The organism is Spirosoma aerolatum (assembly GCF_002056795.1).
GTDB classification, from domain to species: domain Bacteria; phylum Bacteroidota; class Bacteroidia; order Cytophagales; family Spirosomataceae; genus Spirosoma; species Spirosoma aerolatum.
In genome coordinates this window covers 7,199,744-7,212,190 of record NZ_CP020104.1, presented here as the reverse complement: position 1 = coordinate 7,212,190, position 12,447 = coordinate 7,199,744, and the positions used below count along the sequence as shown (strand labels likewise).

At 48.1% G+C, this 12,447-nt stretch carries 15 protein-coding genes; 3 read left to right on the top strand and 12 right to left on the bottom strand.

The window, feature by feature from the left end:
• Window positions 1–85 precede the first annotated feature (85 nt).
• Complete coding sequence (gene lpcA, locus B5M13_RS30120; RefSeq protein WP_080059184.1) at window positions 86–658, top strand: D-sedoheptulose 7-phosphate isomerase; 573 nt, start codon at window positions 86–88, stop codon at window positions 656–658.
• A 60-nt stretch (window positions 659–718) separates the two neighbouring features.
• Here lpcA and B5M13_RS30115 read toward each other — a convergent pair whose 3' ends face one another.
• From B5M13_RS30115 to B5M13_RS30105, 3 genes are all read right to left on the bottom strand, one after another.
• Window positions 719–1,546 (bottom strand): TPM domain-containing protein, encoded by an 828-nt coding sequence (locus B5M13_RS30115; RefSeq protein ID WP_155297427.1) that lies wholly within the window; start codon window positions 1,544–1,546, stop codon window positions 719–721.
• A 7-nt stretch (window positions 1,547–1,553) separates the two neighbouring features.
• Window positions 1,554–1,988 (bottom strand): TPM domain-containing protein, encoded by a 435-nt coding sequence (locus B5M13_RS30110; protein ID WP_080059182.1) that lies wholly within the window; start codon window positions 1,986–1,988, stop codon window positions 1,554–1,556.
• 71 nt (window positions 1,989–2,059) lie between these two features.
• Window positions 2,060–2,641: a LemA family protein gene (locus tag B5M13_RS30105; protein WP_080060136.1), complete on the bottom strand. Its 582-nt coding sequence runs from the start codon at window positions 2,639–2,641 to the stop codon at window positions 2,060–2,062.
• A gap of 206 nt (window positions 2,642–2,847) precedes the next feature.
• Between B5M13_RS30105 and B5M13_RS30100 the strand changes: the two genes are divergently transcribed.
• A complete protein-coding gene (locus B5M13_RS30100) occupies window positions 2,848–3,636 on the top strand; it encodes an SDR family oxidoreductase (protein WP_080059181.1) in 789 nt (262 codons plus the stop codon).
• 83 nt (window positions 3,637–3,719) lie between these two features.
• Here B5M13_RS30100 and B5M13_RS30095 read toward each other — a convergent pair whose 3' ends face one another.
• The 4 genes from B5M13_RS30095 to B5M13_RS30080 form a co-directional block, all read right to left on the bottom strand.
• Window positions 3,720–4,379 carry a response regulator transcription factor gene (locus B5M13_RS30095; protein ID WP_020597575.1) on the bottom strand — a complete coding sequence of 220 codons (660 nt, stop codon included), beginning with the start codon at window positions 4,377–4,379 and terminating at the stop codon, window positions 3,720–3,722.
• Between the two features lie 63 nt (window positions 4,380–4,442).
• Complete coding sequence (locus B5M13_RS30090; protein ID WP_080059180.1) at window positions 4,443–5,255, bottom strand: sensor histidine kinase; 813 nt, start codon at window positions 5,253–5,255, stop codon at window positions 4,443–4,445.
• 150 nt (window positions 5,256–5,405) lie between these two features.
• Window positions 5,406–6,077, bottom strand: coding sequence for a hypothetical protein (locus B5M13_RS30085; RefSeq protein ID WP_080059179.1), 672 nt, complete (start codon window positions 6,075–6,077; stop codon window positions 5,406–5,408).
• Window positions 6,078–6,089: 12 nt separating this feature from the next.
• Window positions 6,090–6,497 carry a hypothetical protein gene (locus B5M13_RS30080; protein WP_080059178.1) on the bottom strand — a complete coding sequence of 136 codons (408 nt, stop codon included), beginning with the start codon at window positions 6,495–6,497 and terminating at the stop codon, window positions 6,090–6,092.
• 427 nt (window positions 6,498–6,924) lie between these two features.
• Here B5M13_RS30080 and B5M13_RS30070 point away from each other — a divergent pair, with 427 nt between their 5' ends.
• Window positions 6,925–7,494, top strand: a complete 570-nt coding sequence (locus B5M13_RS30070; protein ID WP_080059176.1) for an acyl-CoA thioesterase — start codon at window positions 6,925–6,927, stop codon at window positions 7,492–7,494.
• Between the two features lie 10 nt (window positions 7,495–7,504).
• On the opposite strand, the gene B5M13_RS30065 is transcribed toward B5M13_RS30070, so the two are convergent.
• The 5 genes from B5M13_RS30065 to denD all read right to left on the bottom strand — a co-directional run bounded on the left by B5M13_RS30065 (window position 7,505) and on the right by denD (window position 12,440).
• Window positions 7,505–8,533, bottom strand: a complete 1,029-nt coding sequence (locus B5M13_RS30065) for a methionine synthase (RefSeq protein WP_080059175.1) — start codon at window positions 8,531–8,533, stop codon at window positions 7,505–7,507.
• 60 nt (window positions 8,534–8,593) lie between these two features.
• The gene (locus B5M13_RS30060) at window positions 8,594–10,012 is read right to left on the bottom strand and encodes a Gfo/Idh/MocA family protein (RefSeq protein WP_080059174.1); all 1,419 of its coding nucleotides are present in this window, start codon (window positions 10,010–10,012) and stop codon (window positions 8,594–8,596) included.
• 66 nt (window positions 10,013–10,078) lie between these two features.
• Window positions 10,079–10,585, bottom strand: coding sequence for a GNAT family N-acetyltransferase (locus tag B5M13_RS30055; RefSeq protein WP_080059173.1), 507 nt, complete (start codon window positions 10,583–10,585; stop codon window positions 10,079–10,081).
• A gap of 12 nt (window positions 10,586–10,597) precedes the next feature.
• Window positions 10,598–11,380, bottom strand: coding sequence for an SDR family NAD(P)-dependent oxidoreductase (locus B5M13_RS30050; RefSeq protein WP_080059172.1), 783 nt, complete (start codon window positions 11,378–11,380; stop codon window positions 10,598–10,600).
• 112 nt (window positions 11,381–11,492) lie between these two features.
• Window positions 11,493–12,440, bottom strand: a complete 948-nt coding sequence (denD, locus tag B5M13_RS30045; protein WP_080059171.1) for a D-erythronate dehydrogenase — start codon at window positions 12,438–12,440, stop codon at window positions 11,493–11,495.
• Window positions 12,441–12,447 lie beyond the last annotated feature (7 nt).

Genomic DNA, 12,447 nt, shown 5'->3' with positions numbered 1-12,447 from the left:
TAGATAGTATAAATTCCGTAGCCTGAGTTGGGTCTTAGTCGCCAACTTCAGAACTTTACAGGCGATAAACTTTACAACTGAATCAATGATTGATCTTATTCGTCAGGAATTAACCGAAGCCCAGTCGGTTTTGGATACGTTTCTGGCAAACCCCGCCCACCTGGAAGCTATTGAGCAGGCTGCGATTGTCATGGCCGATGCATTAAAATCGGGCCACAAGATCATTTCCTGCGGAAATGGCGGCTCTCATTGCGATGCCATGCACTTTGCCGAAGAACTATCGGGCCGCTATCGGGATAACCGTCGTTCGCTGGCTGCCCTTGCCATTTCGGATGTTAGTCACTTATCGTGCGTCAGCAACGATTTCGGTTATGAGTTCGTGTTCTCGCGGTTTATTGAAGGATTGGGCAACAAAGGCGATGTATTACTTGGCTTAAGTACCAGTGGCAATTCGGGCAATATTCTAAAAGCCGTAGAGGCTGCCCGCGAAAAGGGAATGAAAGTGATTTTGCTGACGGGAAAAGATGGTGGCAAACTGGCTGGTAAGGCCGATGTCGAAATTCGGGTCCCCCATTTTGGATACGCCGACCGCATTCAGGAAATCCATATCAAGGTAATTCACCTGTTTATTCTGCTGATTGAGAAACAGGTCATTTAAAATGGATTAGAGGAGTGATGAAGCCCATTTCTGCTGTCATCACTCTTTTGACCAATCCTATTAGTAGTCTCCGCCAGCACCACCACCACCGAAGCTGCCACCGCCAAAGCCACCGAAGCCGCCACCACTACTTCCACCACCGCTCCAGCCACCGCCTGAGCTACCCCAACCCGATCCCCAGCCTGGAGTCGGCAGGAAAACGGGGCCACCCCAGCCACCGCCACGGTTTCGATTGTTGCCTCCTCCGCGATTCTTACGGGCAATGATGAAAATGATGATCAGAAAGACGATCAGCACAATAAAAAAGGTGCCAGCCCCTTCATCATCAGAGTTGGATTTGGGCTCGCCTTTATATTCTCCCTGAAGTCGCTGGATAATTTCGGTCGTAGCAGCATCCAGTCCCTGATACCATTGCTCCTGTTTGAACGCCGGAACGATGGTATTGCTGATGATTCGTTTGGCAATGGCATCCGGTATTGCCCCTTCTACCCCATAGCCCGTAGCAATGTAAATCTTACGGGTTTGAGTAGCCCACGCTAAAACCAGTCCATTGTTCTTCCCTTGCTGGCCCACGCCCCATTTGCGGCCAACCTGAAAAGCGAAATCGCCAATTGGGTATGGTTCGGTGGTTCTGACAATAACAATCGTAATCTGTGTAGATGTTGAGTCGTTATAGGCGCGGAGTTTCTGCTCCAGTTGTGTCCGCTCACTACTACTCAAAATACCAACAAAATCATTGACCAGCCGGGGCGGATTAGGCTTATCAGGAATAACCGTATCCGTTGCGGTATCCTGCGCCCAAACACTGGCCGAAAATAGCAGTAGGAATATGACGAATCCGAAGCGACGTACCCGGAAAAGATAATTTACAATGAGGTGTACATTCACGGCAGTATTAGTCAAACGAAATATCGTCGGAGAGTTCGTTGATATCGTCGCTGGTGTAGGGGAAATAGTGTTTCAACTGCTGACCAGCCCGCTCAATGCCTAGGCTCAACCCTTGAGCATAAGCGCCCTGTTTGAAATGACTACGCAGTAAGTCTTTTGTACTTTCCCAGAAATCGACCGGAACCTTGGCATCAATTCCTTTATCGCCAATGATGGCAAACTTCCGATCGGCATGAGCTAGGTAAAACAGAACCCCATTCTGGTCTTTGGTCTGGTGCATACCTAACTGAGCGAATACCTCAATTGCCCGTTGTACTGGGTCTGTTTTGGGGCAATGGGCCTCCACATGAACGCGAATTTCGCCCGATGTGGCTTTTTCGGCCTGCCGGATAGCCTCAACAATGCGTTGCTGCTCGTCGGGAGAGAAAGGATTTGTTTGCATGGAGCAGGAGCAGGGAGCAGAGAGCAGGGAGTAAGGTTACTTTCTTTTTCCTTATTCCCTGCTCTCTGCTATTAAAACTGAACCGTTGGTGCACTTTGAGCCGCCTGCGAAGCCTCGAAAAAGCCTTTTACAGGGAAGCCGAAAATACCCGCAAAAATATTGTTTGGGAACGATCTTACCGACTGATTATATACGCGAACGGCCCCGTTGAAATCATTACGGGCCACCGAAATCCGGTTTTCAGTGCCTTCCAACTGCGCCTGTAACTCCGAAAAGTTTTGTGTGGCTTTCAGTTGCGGATAACTTTCGGCAACGGCCAGCAATCGCGAGAGCGACCCACTCAACTGATCCTGCGCAGCCTGGAACTTCTGAATATTCTCAGGCGTCAACTGGTCGGCCTCTAGTTTTATACTGGTGGCATTGGCCCGCGCCTGAATTACGGCGGTCAACGTACTTTTCTCAAAATTAGCAGCCCCCTGTACCGTCCGTACCAGGTTAGGAATCAGATCCGAACGGCGTTGGTATTGGGTTTGGACCTGGGCCCATTTTTCCTGAACATTGATATCATTCTGAACCAGGCCGTTGTAGGAACTACAACCGTACATCCCCAGAATAAGAGCAACTACTATGACAATAATTAACGATTTTGACATGGTTTTCTGAAATGCAAAGGTTATTACTGGATTCAAAGTTGCCCAAAGCTACTAATTTGTTTAAGCAAAACTACGCCAGCGGTGTTTTTCTCATCTTTGCCTACTATTTGTATGGATGATTGGTACCAATGCGTCTGTTTTCCAGTTTTACCTATGATTTTTAGGCCATTGGCCCGATCTTTAGCGTTGTCAACAAGTGAAACTACATGAATCTTGATTTACGCGGGAAAACCGCTTTGGTCGGTGGCAGTACACAGGGAATTGGTCGTGCCAGTGCTATGGAGTTAGCGCTACTGGGGGCTACTGTTGTTCTGATCGCTCGTGATGAACAGAAATTAAAATCGGTACTGGCCGAACTGGATACCACAAAAGGACAAACGCATCAGTACATCGTCGCCGATTTTAGCCAGCCAGATGCTGTACAGACGGCTATTAAAGCCTATATGGAGCGCTTTCCGGAGGTGCATATTCTAGTCAACAACACCGGTGGTCCTCCGGGTGGGGCTTTGGTTGATGCCCAACCCAACGAATTCGTTCAGACGTTCCATAATCATTTGTTAAACAATCATGCTTTAGTGCAGGCAGTTGTTCCTTCGATGAAACGCCTGGGCTACGGTCGAATCGTCAATATTATTTCTACCTCGGTCAAACAGCCCATTGTGGGGCTGGGCGTTTCCAATACGATCCGGGGGGCGGTGGCCCAATGGGCAAAGACCTTATCAATCGAAATTGGCTGCTTTGGCATTACGGTCAATAATGTATTGCCGGGTTATACAAAAACAGCCCGGCTAGAATCCACACTGGCCATGCGGGCGAAAACTTCCGGCAAAACGGAAGAGGCAATCGCCACTCAGTTGGCCCAGGAAATTCCCATTGGACGGTTCGCCACGCCCGAAGAGGTAGCTGCAGCAGTAGCATTTTTATGCACCCCTGCAGCTGCATCGATCAACGGCATCAACTTACCTGTAGATGGCGGTAAGACGGGTAGTTTATAAACCAGCGTAACCTACTAGTACTGTGCTCGTCCGCGATATAATCGCAGATATGCATGGCAACACACGCTGATAGTTTTATCAGGTCAAACGAGATTATTCTTAAACGCATAGGCCACCATACCGGCCGTATTTTTGGTGCCGGTTTTTTCGAGGATGCGTAGCCGATGCCCTTCTACCGTACGGGGACTCAGGAAGATTTTCTCACTGATTTCATTGGTCGATAATCCCTCACAGATCAGCATCAGCACTTCTTTCTCGCGCTCTGAAAGCAGAATTTTGCTGTTGTAAAAGGCATTCACAGGCTTATTGACCGTCGGCTTGTTGGTCATCTTGCGAAGCATTGCTTTCGACACAAATTCGTTCAGATAGACACCTTCGTCCATCACTTTTCGAACGGCTTTCTCTACCTCCCCAGCTTCAGCATCTTTGAGCAGGTAGCCACTAACCCCTTTCTCCAGTAGATGCAGCACCATCCGATCTTCGTCGTGCATGGTCAGAACAACAATTTTAATAAGGGGGTGGTTTTCGCGCAGGTAATCGGCAGTTGCTGTACCATCCATAACCGGCATCTGTAAATCCAGAAGTACGACGTCCGGTGTTTTTCGGGCGATTTTTTCAATCAGTTCCTGTCCATTTCCTGCTTCCAGAATCAACTCAAAATCGTGAATCTGACCAAGAATAGTTGCCATCCCGACTCGAAAGAGCGTATGATCGTCGCAGAGGGCCAATTTAATTTTTCGCATAGAGGAGGGTAGAGTTAAAGGATATACCGATTAAGTCCTGCTAACGACTATTCGGTAAACAAATTAACTCAATAAATCAACAGGCTGTGCATCATGTAGATGAACCTGCACATGAATCCGTGAACCACGACCAGGGGCAACGTCGAACGTAACGTGTCCGTTCACAACATTCAGACGGCTTTCAATATTGCGAAGGCCTAGCCCAGCTTTCCGATTTTCCATCACCGCATCAAAGTCAAAGCCGACTCCATCATCGATGACCGACAGGCGAACTTCATTTTCAAAGCGAATCAGGTGAATGGTAATATGTTTGGCGCGGGCGTGCCGGATGGCGTTGTTAAGTAATTCCTGGGCAATTCGATAGAGCATCAATTCGAGTGCGGGCAGAAATCCAAGCTCTGGTTCAGGATAAACGAGTTCAACCTCAATGTCATTATCAGTGGCCCGATCGGCCAGTTCTTCCAAAGCAGCCAGCAAACCAAACCGTTCGAGGGTCGTTGGGACAAGATTTCGGCTTATTCGCCGAACATTGGTCATGGTTTCGTCAATCATAGACCGCGTTTTTTGAAACTGAAAGCCAACCTGCACCTCCCCTCCTAATTGCTTCTCCAGTTGGTTCAGGCTCATTTTCGTGATCGAAAGCATGGTTCCAATACCATCGTGCATATCTTCGGCAAGGCGTCGGCGTTCTTCTTCCTGCCCTCTAAAGGTAGCTTCCATCAACTCCCGGCGGTGCTGCGCCTGTAATTCTTTAAATGCCAATTGCTGTTTGGCCTGTTTTTGCTGATAATAGGCCACGAAAATGATGATGAACACTGCCATCATCAAGAGTACGGCCGTACCCACAGCAATTACAAAACCAGCATCCATCGACATAATTCTATTCTACCGCGGTCTAAACATCGTAAAATTGGACAATCCACTACTGAATGTCAATGAATTAACACTCCGATTGAGTGAGCGGCAACAATTTTATGGCTATTAAGTAACCTTGTGTTTACTTTCTACATTTACAGAGTAGTGGCGTCAAAGATAATTTTCGTTATCGTACTTACTAACCCATACACCGATTGAGGCTGCCAGACAAAAGATAATACTTACAATCTGGGTAATTCCCCAATATATATCAAATAACTCGTCCGACGCTTTGGGGGTAAATATATATTCACTGAATAAATACATAAATAAAGTTCCTGCGGCATATAGCAAAACCCCAACACTCACCCAAAACATTCCGTATAGTATTACATTTCGTATCTTTAATTGTTCTAATAGCCAAACAAAAAAGTTTAGAGCAATATAAATCATATATACCCGAACAACTGTATTACCAATATTTGATATTTCAGCCTTCTTGAATGTAATAATATTGACTATCAATACTAAAATAAGTCCGATATATATACTTTTCCGCTTTGATTTACTGAGAATCACTTTGTCATACATCACTGCCAATACTATAGCCTGTAAACAGGAAAATATATTTTCGAGGCCAAGGCTATTTATTCGATTGAGTACAAAGTAAAGAGCAATTGTCTCTTTACTAAAATAGAGCAGGAAAAAGACAGTAATAATTTTCAGCTCCTGACTCAGAAATTTCCATCGCAGCAGACCTATACAAACGGGCAGTATTAATAAAATATGCTGTATAAGGCTTAATGGGTATTTCTGAGCCAGAAGAATGAATTTTTCAACCATTTACTAAGGTAATTATGATGCACACTGCTTGGGACATACCCAGCCATCGCCCACGACCATATCTCCATCGTCACCGCCGTCGTCTTTCAGGCCGCTCTGACTGGCAGGAAGAGGTAAATCGCGCCCTCGTTCATCGACGCCTGTCAGCAGAACGCGAGGTTTCAACTGGCCTTTTCCTACTTCAGTAGGCTTGCCATCTTCATCTTCCCAGCGCTTGGCATAATGAACCCGAATACCAACACAACCTTTCTGTTTCAGCAACTGATTGATTTTGGCAGCGCCGAAAAACTCGGAACGGGTATACTCATCTTCTTTCAGGCCACAGGCCAATTTAGCACTGCGGTACGTATCTTTCATTGGGACACTTTCTTTCGAATTCAGAAAACGTCCAACCTGTTCATTAAACACAGAATCTGTCATGCTAGATGTAAGGAGTAAAATAGGTGGTGTCAGGTCGTATTAGGTGGATGGAACCGGAAAGCCAGTCGAAAATACGACAAGCAGACCTGTATAACAAGTTTATCCAATGTTTACTTAAAGGTATTATATGGCTATAATTCAGCCACTTAGAAGTAAATCGTCGAGTCGCTAATACGTAGTTCTACGCATCAAACTGCGGATTTCTGCCTGATCTAATTAGGAGGTTCAAAATCAGTGATTCTGCTCTGAAATAACTGCCTACTGGCAGGTTACCTTTGTCATGTAGCTGATGGATCATCAGTAACGACACTTTCTCATAGGTTAGGTAAATGAAAAATGCCAACGCAACTTGCGCTGGCATTTTTTATGTTTGACTTTCAAACACGTATCTGGCAATATCGCCCACTAACGTCAACTCAACCAGCTTATGACAGCCAAGCCTGTTAGCTATTCACGCACCACGCTCACCGAATTAATGATTCCGTCGTATGCCAACTTTGGTGGGCGTGTTCACGGCGGTATTCTCCTATCGCTAATGGATAAAGTAGCCTATGCCTGTGCTGCCAAACACGCTGGTCAGTATTGTGTGACGGTATCGGTAGATGGCGTCAATTTTCGGCAGTCGGTCGAAGTAGGCGAGTTGGTCTCATTGCTGGCTTCGGTCAATTACGTTGGGCGTACATCACTGGTTGTGGGTATAAAAGTGGTAGCCGAAAATGTCCGTTTGGGAACTGTGAAGCATACAAACACCAGCTACTTTACGATGGTCGCCAAAAACGAAGCCGAGCAACCTACCGAAGTACCCCCGCTTTTGCTTGAAACACCCGAAGATGTGCGTCGTTTTCTGGAAGCTATGAAACGGAAGGAATTACGTGCGTCGTTTAGCGAGCATTTTGACAACGCCCGAACCCGTATGCTTCTGAATGAGAATCTTGATAAGCTTCAACACGAACGCTGTCAGCTTACCAATAGTCTGAACCAGGATTTGATGGATTAAGCGTTTGGGTTCAGAGTTCGGCCCGTACTAGTTTTGCACCGGTCACCATGTTTGCCAGTTTTTGTTTAGCAGCCCAGCGAGCGGTTTGACTAAGGCCACAATCGGGTGCTACGGCCAGTTTCTCCGCTGGAACATAAGGCAAGCACTTGCGGATTCGCTCAGCAACATCGTCGGGCGTTTCGATATAATAGCTTTTAACGTCGATGACCCCTACAGCAACATCAAACTTTTCGGCAAACCGTTCGAGCAGGTTTACCTCCGCAAAATTTAGCACCGTCATCTCGGTATGCAACTCATCAACATGCATATCCAGGAAGTCGGGCAGCATGGGCGCTATCGTTTTTTTACCTACTGAACGGCCTTTATAATTCCCGAAACATAGGTGCATCGATAGGCGGGTCTTTTTAACACCTGGCGCCACCGTCCGGTTGAAAATATCGACGAACCGTTTTGTATCCTCCCGATACGCATAGCATGACATGGATGGTTCATCGACGCAAATTTCGGGTACGCCCAGTTCGACCAAACGGGTAATCTCTGCACTAACCAGGGGGAGTAGGGCTTCGGTCACTTCCCAGCGATCTTTGTAAAGCGTTCCGGGCAGCAACCGGCCACTCAATGTATAAGGGCCGGGAATCGACACCTTGATACCTTGCCCTTCGGGAGCCAGTCGCTTTAGCCGCAAATACTCTTCTACAACACCCAAGCCTTTCGGTGCTGTTAGCGGTTCAATAATATTATGCTTCCCCCGCTGGTCATGAGCGGGTGGTCCAAACCGACGTAGTTCGGTTTCGTTATTCTGAATCCCGTTGATATAGCCGTAAAAGGAGAGGTTGAAATCGAATCGAGTTTGTTCTCCATCGGTTATCACATCCAGTCCAGCCGCAACCTGATCTTGAACCGAGGCAATTACGGCATCCTCAATGAGTTCGTTGATGTCGGCAGGTCCGAACTGCGTTAGGTGCTGGCTGGAAAATTCGAGCCAGCCCGGAAAAGGCATCGAACCAACAACGGTCGTTTTAATAGGAACAGGCTGCACAGGTTTTGTTGCGTTTTAAGGTTTGATAAGATCGTTCGTTGCAATAATGTGAACGGGCTGCTAGGTAGCTTTAGAAATTCTCATCGCAACGGGGTCCCAATGGATAATTTTTCGCTGGGCTGCACTGAGGTTAGCAGCCAACGACGGAGCGGCTGCCCGCAGGCCAAATTCAGCATCTTCCCGAACCAGCGATGGATTATTTTCCCGGATCGCATTGAAGAAAACGATCATGTGATCGAGCCGATCGTCGTAGCCATCGGGGGCTGTATAGGTAATGACCGGTTCGTTCTGTACGGTTCGGGTAAACTGACCTGTCGGGTATTTCTGCTCATACTGCCGGATAAACTCCTCCTGCATAGCCTGCGGATAGGTGAATAAGGCGTCATAACCCCGGCTGTACATAGGGGCATTGGGCCGTTTTAGCCGATTCATGACGAACGAATTCCAGCCAATATCGATAACGCCTTCCGTTCCAACCAGGCGGGTATGAATATCGCCACCAGCGCCCGTAGCCAGGTTTACACGGGTCGTAAATTGAAACGATGGGTGCTTATCCGTTTTGGGATAGTCCATCATAGCCGTGACCAGGTCATAAGCATCCCGTCCATCTTTCCAGAAATTCAGATCACCGAGCGCGAAAATCCGGGTTGGTCCGAGTGAGCCAGTAATGGTATGAACGCCCGTAATCAAATGGACAAATAGGTCGCCCGCTACGCCTGTGCCATAGTCTTTGTAATTCCGCCACCGAAAAAATCGCTCTGCCTGAAAAGGATGTTTGGGTGCATCGCCCAGGTATCGGTCCCAATCCAGGTCTTTAGGGTCCAGATTCGGTGGCATCGTATACTGCCAGGCCCCTAACGCATCCGTCCGATCCAGAAACGTTTCGACGGACGTCAGTTCGCCAATGTGTCCGGCTTCATAACGCCGTTTTGCCTCAAGTACAGCCGATGCACTTGCGCGCTGGCTACCTACCTGAAATACCTTACCTGATTTCTTGTGCGCGGCAATAACGGCCTGTCCTTCTTCGATGTGGTGTACCATCGGTTTTTCGCAGTACACATGTTTCCCGGCTTTTAGTGCAGCAATCGAAATATGGTCGTGCCAGTGATCGGGTACACAAATCAGGACCGCATCGACATCTTTTCGGGCCAGTATTTCCCGATAATCGCGGGTGGTAAACAGGTCCTGTCCCCAAACCTCCTTTGCCCTGACCAGTCGGGGATCGTATAGGTCTGCCACAGCGACTACCTTCGTACCTGGTACTTTCAGCGCACAATCAAGATCATAATGGCCGATGATTCCAGCGCCAATCAGACCAATATTGATCGTATCGGCTACAGAGCGAGGGGGGATAATCTCTATCAGATGTTCGCGATAAATTGAAGGGACAAGGGTTTCGGCGCCAACCAGGGTAGTTCCTCCGGCCAGTAAAGCCGATGTACCACCGAGCCGACGGAGGAATTTACGACGTGAATGCATAGGTAGGGTTCATTTGCAGGAAGCCGAAATTACAATTTTACCAATAAAAAGTACCAACGTTACTCGCTACCGAATTGGATACTCCCACCAAAGCATATCTTCAATCTGATCGAACAACCGAAACCCACTCTTCTCCAGCACTTTCTGAGATGCTACGTTTCCTGCCTCGGTGTCGGCTACTACCCGCTGAACGTCAGGTTGTTCGCCAGCCCACTTTAGAAGTCCACCCACCATTTCGGTCATATATCCCTGCCGATGCACAGCGGAGTACGTACCATAGCCAATTTCGATGGTGCCGGTTTCGTCGGGCTCCCCTTTAAACTTAGCTTCGGCTACAAATTGCTGTTTTTCACGGTCGATGGCCATCCAGAGCGTATGGTAGAGTGGGTCGTTGGTGGGATCTTTCAACCGTGGAATCGTAAAGTGAATGATAATACTCAGCACCGGTTCAACCAGTTCCCGGCAACCCGTTTTGAGCCCCATAGCTTCTTCTAGCTGATGGGTATCAACAATGTACAGATACAATTGCTTAAGCGTAAGCGGAACAATAGTCAGGCGCTGGGTTTCAATCATCGACAGTAACCATCATAATTGCCCTTCACTAACACTCCAGCCACCATCGACAGTCAGTACCTGTCCAGTGGTAAATGCCGAATAATCGGACATGAAATACACGGCGGCTCCGTCCAGATCGTCTGGCTGGCCGATACGTCCTCCATCCAGAGGTTGCTTTGTTCTGGTGAAGGCTAGTATCGTATCGTCCTGAACGGCACGTTGCGCCATGGGGGTTTCGACCAGTGCCGGGGCTAATACATTGACTCGTATGTTGTCGTTGGCATAATAGGCAGCCACCGATTTCGTAAAACCAATTACAGCCGATTTCATGGCAGCATACGCGTGGGTAGCAAAGTAGGTCGGAGAAGGGCTCGACCCTAATACCGATCCCATGTTCAGGATAGTGCCGCCGACACCTTGGGCCCGAAACGCACGCACAGCCGCCTGATTAGACAGCATGAGCGAGGTTAGATTCAGGTTCACTGTATAATTCCAGCCATCGAGGGTCAGATCATGCAGTGGCCCATCGCCGAAACGCCGTCCACTCCCCCCGGCAACGTGATACAACCCATCGAAACCACCGAAAATCTGCTGACAAAGTGCAATGGCTTTGGGTGCCGTTTGCGGATCAGATGCATCGCCCGACATCGCCAGGCCATTGCCATCCAATTGTCTTTCAGCAGCGGTGCAACTTTCTGGATTACGCCCAACTACCACAACCTGTGCGCCTTCGCGAATAAAAGCCAATGACGCTGATAGCCCCATACCTGTGGTGCCACCAATGACCACAATCTTTTTAGAATCTAACCACATTCGGATATACTGATGAATTAGGTATGCAAGAAACAAAATTGACTGACTATCGCCAATAAGTCGTCAAGATTGTTACTTACCTGTCCGTTATCCCCTGGATACCCACCTGGAGTTATGCGCGATCATAGCCCATAAACTGCCTGATAAAGTCATCGAAATGCTGATCGACCTGAAACCCCAGCCCCAACGCTCTTGTATTATCGGCTAGACCCGGCCAGCTACTGACAATGGCATTAATAGCAGGATCAGGCCTGAACTGAACCCGGTCAAGAGCCTCTTTACCCGCAATTCGTTCGAGAGAATCCAGCATGTGTTGCACGGTTACGCTGATTCCCGGCAAATTGACGGTACGCCATTCGCCAAATGTTTTGCCATCCAGAATGGCCCCTGTCAGTATATTTTGAATTACTGTATTCGGGCTCGATAACCACAAGGGCAGTTCTGGAGCTACCGGGCAAATAGCCTCCTCGCCCTGGATAGGCTCCCGAATGATACTACTGACAAACGAAGAAGCAGCCTGATTAGGCCGACCAGGGCGCACACAGATAGTAGGTAACCGCAATACACGACCATCGACAAAGCCTTTTCGGGTATAATCGTTCACCAGTAATTCACCGATGGCTTTTTGAGCTCCGTATGATGATTGCGGTTTTACAGCTACTGATTCATCGACAATAGCCGGAAGCTGACCACCATACACCGCCAGCGAACTGGAAAAAATCAACCGGATGGCCGGATTTTGACGCCGACAGGCCTCCAGCAGATGTCGGGTAATATCCAGATTGACTTTCAAACCCAGATCGAAGTCTTTCTCGGCATGACTGCTTACGATAGCCGCTAGATGAAACACGATTCCGGTTCTGATCGATATGATTTTTTCGGCCGCACCTTCTTCGGCCAGGTCTAGCTGCTGACAACTGATTCGCGCATCGTCAATCGGTTTTGGAGGTAGCACTACATCGATCAGACTGAGTTCGTCGAATGGAATTGAACTACTCACAAGAGCTTTTGCCAGACGCTGTCCCAGAAATCCCGCTCCCCCTGTTATAATTAGTTGCATACGGCTA

Excerpts from the sequence above, each read along its gene's own strand:
- B5M13_RS30070 (WP_080059176.1), top strand. The coding sequence starts at position 6,925 with ATGACAGCCAAGCCTGTTAGCTATTCACGCACCACGCTCACCGAATTA.
- B5M13_RS30050 (WP_080059172.1), bottom strand. The coding sequence starts at position 11,380 with ATGTGGTTAGATTCTAAAAAGATTGTGGTCATTGGTGGCACCACAGGT.
- denD (WP_080059171.1), bottom strand. The coding sequence starts at position 12,440 with ATGCAACTAATTATAACAGGGGGAGCGGGATTTCTGGGACAGCGTCTG.
- B5M13_RS30080 (WP_080059178.1), bottom strand. The coding sequence starts at position 6,497 with ATGACAGATTCTGTGTTTAATGAACAGGTTGGACGTTTTCTGAATTCG.
- B5M13_RS30100 (WP_080059181.1), top strand. The coding sequence starts at position 2,848 with ATGAATCTTGATTTACGCGGGAAAACCGCTTTGGTCGGTGGCAGTACA.
- B5M13_RS30105 (WP_080060136.1), bottom strand. The coding sequence starts at position 2,641 with ATGTCAAAATCGTTAATTATTGTCATAGTAGTTGCTCTTATTCTGGGG.
- B5M13_RS30095 (WP_020597575.1), bottom strand. The coding sequence starts at position 4,379 with ATGCGAAAAATTAAATTGGCCCTCTGCGACGATCATACGCTCTTTCGA.
- B5M13_RS30110 (WP_080059182.1), bottom strand. The coding sequence starts at position 1,988 with ATGCAAACAAATCCTTTCTCTCCCGACGAGCAGCAACGCATTGTTGAG.
- lpcA (WP_080059184.1), top strand. The coding sequence starts at position 86 with ATGATTGATCTTATTCGTCAGGAATTAACCGAAGCCCAGTCGGTTTTG.
- B5M13_RS30085 (WP_080059179.1), bottom strand. The coding sequence starts at position 6,077 with ATGGTTGAAAAATTCATTCTTCTGGCTCAGAAATACCCATTAAGCCTT.
- B5M13_RS30060 (WP_080059174.1), bottom strand. The coding sequence starts at position 10,012 with ATGCATTCACGTCGTAAATTCCTCCGTCGGCTCGGTGGTACATCGGCT.
- B5M13_RS30055 (WP_080059173.1), bottom strand. The coding sequence starts at position 10,585 with ATGATTGAAACCCAGCGCCTGACTATTGTTCCGCTTACGCTTAAGCAA.
- B5M13_RS30090 (WP_080059180.1), bottom strand. The coding sequence starts at position 5,255 with ATGTCGATGGATGCTGGTTTTGTAATTGCTGTGGGTACGGCCGTACTC.